Annotated in this window: 7 protein-coding genes and 1 pseudogene; 2 read left to right on the top strand and 6 right to left on the bottom strand. The window is 38.8% G+C overall.

The features are described 5' to 3' along the window. From DK858_RS13510 to DK858_RS13490, 6 genes and pseudogenes are all read right to left on the bottom strand, one after another. A pseudogene (locus tag DK858_RS13510) lies at positions 1 to 197 on the bottom strand (RusA family crossover junction endodeoxyribonuclease); the annotation flags it as partial. A 72-nt stretch (positions 198 to 269) separates the two neighbouring features. Continuing rightward, on the bottom strand, positions 270 to 1,361 hold the full coding sequence (locus DK858_RS13505) for a replication protein (RefSeq protein WP_109397867.1): 1,092 nt from the start codon (positions 1,359 to 1,361) through the stop codon (positions 270 to 272). 12 nt (positions 1,362 to 1,373) lie between these two features. Next, entirely contained in the window at positions 1,374 to 1,553 is a 180-nt protein-coding gene (locus tag DK858_RS13500; RefSeq protein WP_004247132.1) for a DUF4222 domain-containing protein, read from the bottom strand. Then, complete coding sequence (locus DK858_RS18170) at positions 1,550 to 1,723, bottom strand: hypothetical protein (protein WP_194294852.1); 174 nt, start codon at positions 1,721 to 1,723, stop codon at positions 1,550 to 1,552. Before DK858_RS18170 ends, DK858_RS13500 begins: the two co-directional genes overlap by 4 nt. A 1-nt stretch (position 1,724) precedes the next feature. Further along, complete coding sequence (locus DK858_RS13495; RefSeq protein WP_458368155.1) at positions 1,725 to 2,021, bottom strand: hypothetical protein; 297 nt, start codon at positions 2,019 to 2,021, stop codon at positions 1,725 to 1,727. Between the two features lie 107 nt (positions 2,022 to 2,128). Beyond that, the gene (locus DK858_RS13490) at positions 2,129 to 2,323 is read right to left on the bottom strand and encodes a Cro/CI family transcriptional regulator (RefSeq protein ID WP_109397866.1); all 195 of its coding nucleotides are present in this window, start codon (positions 2,321 to 2,323) and stop codon (positions 2,129 to 2,131) included. Between the two features lie 105 nt (positions 2,324 to 2,428). Here DK858_RS13490 and DK858_RS13485 point away from each other — a divergent pair, with 105 nt between their 5' ends. Then, a complete protein-coding gene (locus DK858_RS13485; protein WP_109397865.1) occupies positions 2,429 to 3,076 on the top strand; it encodes a LexA family protein in 648 nt (215 codons plus the stop codon). A 111-nt stretch (positions 3,077 to 3,187) separates the two neighbouring features. Further along, positions 3,188 to 3,391: a hypothetical protein gene (locus DK858_RS13480; RefSeq protein WP_109397864.1), complete on the top strand. Its 204-nt coding sequence runs from the start codon at positions 3,188 to 3,190 to the stop codon at positions 3,389 to 3,391. The last annotated feature ends 100 nt before the right edge of the window (positions 3,392 to 3,491 follow it).

Below are 3,491 nucleotides of genomic sequence, written 5' to 3'. Positions count from 1 at the left end.
GGTGGGTATAAACGAACTAGGACAGAGACATTTTCTTTAATAGCTTTAGGTTTTCGTTTTAGTTGCTCATAGACAGAGGCGATCGTGTTAATTCGAAACTTACGCCCTTTTTCACTAATCAGCGTTCTCCCCTTAATGTTTCGCCAATACGAGTTAACGCTAGGTGGAAATGGCAACGTAAGCATGAGTTCAGGCATAAGTCCCCCATAAGCCGATCAGTAATGTCACTACAAACCAAAACCCAACAAACAAAATGTATTTAGTTAGCATTACTGAACCTCCTGCGACATTTCAGTCGCTTGTTTCCAAATGCTGTTCCATGCTTGGCGACCAGAAAACTCACTCATACGACGAATGCCTGTCTTACCTGCTAATTCAAGTGCGATCTCTTCAATACGGTTTTGAGGTTTAGAACGAGAACCAATCAAGCGTGAGAATGCGCTGTCACGTTCAACGGTATCAACTTGAACCTTTGGCTCATCCTTTGGTTTTTGACTACGAACGATCAGCTCATCAAAGTGTTTACGTAATTTACGAGGGCTTAAAATGTTTTGGTGCCAGAATGAATCTTTGTTGGCCCAGTCGAACAATCCACAAATTTGCTCATGGGTACGTCCATCGATTTGACGCATCAAACGAATATCGTTCGCCCAGTCATACCAAGTAGGTTCTAACGCAGATGGATTTAGTTTTTTAACACGACCAAACATCCATTTCGCCGTTTTTAAATCACCTTCATCACCCCATTTTTGGAAGTTAGGGCTGTAAATTACCGCTTCGGGATAACGAGTTAAAAAATCATTTTTTGGCTGGTCGCTGGATTCGCCAGAATTCTGCGACGAATGATCTGTTTCTGTTGTACTCTCTGAAGTAATCTCTGTTGTATTCTCTGTAAGAACAGGCCATTTTGACCCGTTCAGAACAGCGCATTTTGAACTGTTTGAAGGCTTCAATTTGCGCTTATCGATAAGGTCATTTTGAACTATTCGATTAGATGAATTATCATCGTTCGATTGGGTCATATTGACCTCATCGGTCAGCAAGTGGTGATCGTAGTTAATCGCATAATAATTAGTACGGTCATGGTTCGATTTATTGATTTGCTCGATGCGTAAAACACCCTGCTTTTTCAAATTAGTAAAAGCACGTTTAATCGTTGATTCAGAGAAAAAAGGAAATTGATTCTTCCACTCTTCAACTGTGTTATAAATCCAGCGTGAGCCGTCATATTCAACACCTGAAGTAGTTTCAGTTAGCCAATATTGAATTTGCTGTAACAGCATCGCCTCATTTAAACCAAGACGTACCGCTAATTCAGGAATAACGACTAAAGGGCGACTTTTTAGTAATAATAAACTCATCTTGCCACCTCATTACTTAATACGTGTGTACTTCTCTTTAAAACGCTGTACAGGTTCACACTGTGGGTCGTCACAACCATCAAGCATAAAAATAACGCGCTGTTTTTCTCTGTCATAACGAACAACATGAACAACGATACCTCGGTGATTTTTATAGTAGCGATCAAGTTGGTTTGGGTTCTCATTGCTCATAGCCTCGTCCTCAGCCCATTCTTTGAATTAAAATCATCTACCAGCCAACGCATAAATTGGTAGTTGGTTTCTTGGTAGCCATTTGGTACTTTAATTTCATAGACAAAACGGCCATCACGTATTGAAGCTCGCACTTGCGTGCGACATGCTAAGTTTGATAATCTACTCATGCTAATTTCTCTTCACACAATTGAAATTTGCAAACCGAAGCCAGCGACCGTACATCGTTGGCTTCGNTTCGTCAACACCACTACGCAGTACAAACAATTCCGTTTCATCCAGTTCCGCAGGACTAATTCTGTCAACGAGTAAACGATTTGATTCACGAGCGACAAATTCAGCAAATAAAACGGTCTTAGAAATATCTTGCATCGCTAACAACTCGTTTAAATCAAATGAGCGACAACCATTTTTCTCATAAAGCTTGTTGTTGAATGATGTTAAAGACAGACCTAGTGCTCCAGCCATTGCCTCGCGTCCACCAGCTGTCGCTTCACACATTTCTTTCACTACCTGTTTTATTGATTGGTTACTCATTTCCTACCACCATTGATAAATTCTTGTAGTTAACTGCTTTAAACGGTTTTGTTATTGTTTAAATAAAGATCGGGGTTGTATTTAAGGACTCCCTTAGTTAACCGTTCTATTTTTAAAGCTTGTTTTTCAGGAACAATAATCGACCACTGGCAAACAGCACTATGAGATACACCAAGCGCAATAGCCGTTTTTACTGTTCCCCCAAAATGTTCTAAAACTAAATTTTTAAGCATTACACTCTCCATAAAGTAAGCATACTTACAATTTAATGTAGCAGGATACTAATGTCAATAAAATGTAAGATTACTTACGTGTGATACGTGAATTTGAGGCTATTTATGGAAACAGTAGGAGAGAGAATAAAGCAACGTAGACGACAGTTAAAAATGACCCAAAAAGATATAGCTGAACGCGTTGGAATCTCAGCATCAGCGGTTACTCAATGGGAAAGTGACAGCACTGGTTTATCTGCAGAAAGCTTATTAAAGCTATCATCTGTTTTGAGCTGCAATCCAAAATGGTTAATGTTTGGAGTAGGGCTTCCTGAGGATGATGTTGAAATAAAAACGTCTATTTACAAGCCCATACCAATCATTAGTTGGGTGCAGGCTGGAGAATGGACTGAGACGTACTGCGAGTCAGATCCTGGTAACTACAAGTACATTGATACTAATTTAAAACTGTCAGATAAAGCATTTGCTTTAATAGTTAAGGGGCAGTCTATGACTACCTACAATGGAGAGTTAAGCATCCCTGAAGGTGCTGTGGTTATAGTTGAGCCTGATTATGGATATCTCGATGATATAAATGGGAAAATAGTCATAGCACAACAAAAAGGTAGCGATGAAGCCACTATCAAAAAACTTATTATTGATGGGCCAAACAAATACTTAGCTCCTTTAAATCCTCAATTTAACCCTATTCAGATAAATGGTGACTGCGTTATAGCAGGTAAAGTTAAGCAAGTTATTATAAATCTAGACTAATTCCCTCCCCCTTCACAAAAAAAGAAAGAAATGTAAGGTAACTTATATTTTTTTCTTGACTTAAAATGTAAGTTTACTAATATCTATACTAAATAGTTATTGAGAATACTTATGACAACTGAACCAGTAATTATACCGCCAGCTAATTTCACTGAGGCAGATATTGTTGATTGGATGGAAAAGAAACTATCGTCTATCAGAACCCTCAGTGAGTTAAATGCAGAACGTGAAGAGCTGGTGGATAAACTAGCAAAACTGGATGCTGAAATAGACGAGTACAAAATCAAAAGCGCTATTCAGATACAAAATGAATAATTTTTATGTGTGAAGAGAGCGTGTGAAGAGAAACAATTGTGTGGAGGGAAATTGGCGTGAGTAATGGAAACGTAGTTGAACTTAAAGTGAATGGCGCCAC

This window comes from Proteus faecis, from assembly GCF_003144395.1.
Classification (GTDB): domain Bacteria; phylum Pseudomonadota; class Gammaproteobacteria; order Enterobacterales; family Enterobacteriaceae; genus Proteus; species Proteus faecis.
The sequence above is the reverse complement of the archived record's forward strand: the minus strand, read 5'-3'. Positions and strand labels throughout refer to the sequence as shown.

Bases quoted from the DNA above. Each gene is read 5' to 3' on its own strand.
- DK858_RS13505 (WP_109397867.1), bottom strand. From the start codon at position 1,361: ATGAGTTTATTATTACTAAAAAGTCGCCCTTTAGTCGTTATTCCTGAA.
- DK858_RS13500 (WP_004247132.1), bottom strand. From the start codon at position 1,553: ATGAGCAATGAGAACCCAAACCAACTTGATCGCTACTATAAAAATCAC.
- DK858_RS18170 (WP_194294852.1), bottom strand. From the start codon at position 1,723: ATGAGTAGATTATCAAACTTAGCATGTCGCACGCAAGTGCGAGCTTCA.
- DK858_RS13490 (WP_109397866.1), bottom strand. From the start codon at position 2,323: ATGCTTAAAAATTTAGTTTTAGAACATTTTGGGGGAACAGTAAAAACG.
- DK858_RS13485 (WP_109397865.1), top strand. From the start codon at position 2,429: ATGGAAACAGTAGGAGAGAGAATAAAGCAACGTAGACGACAGTTAAAA.
- DK858_RS13480 (WP_109397864.1), top strand. From the start codon at position 3,188: ATGACAACTGAACCAGTAATTATACCGCCAGCTAATTTCACTGAGGCA.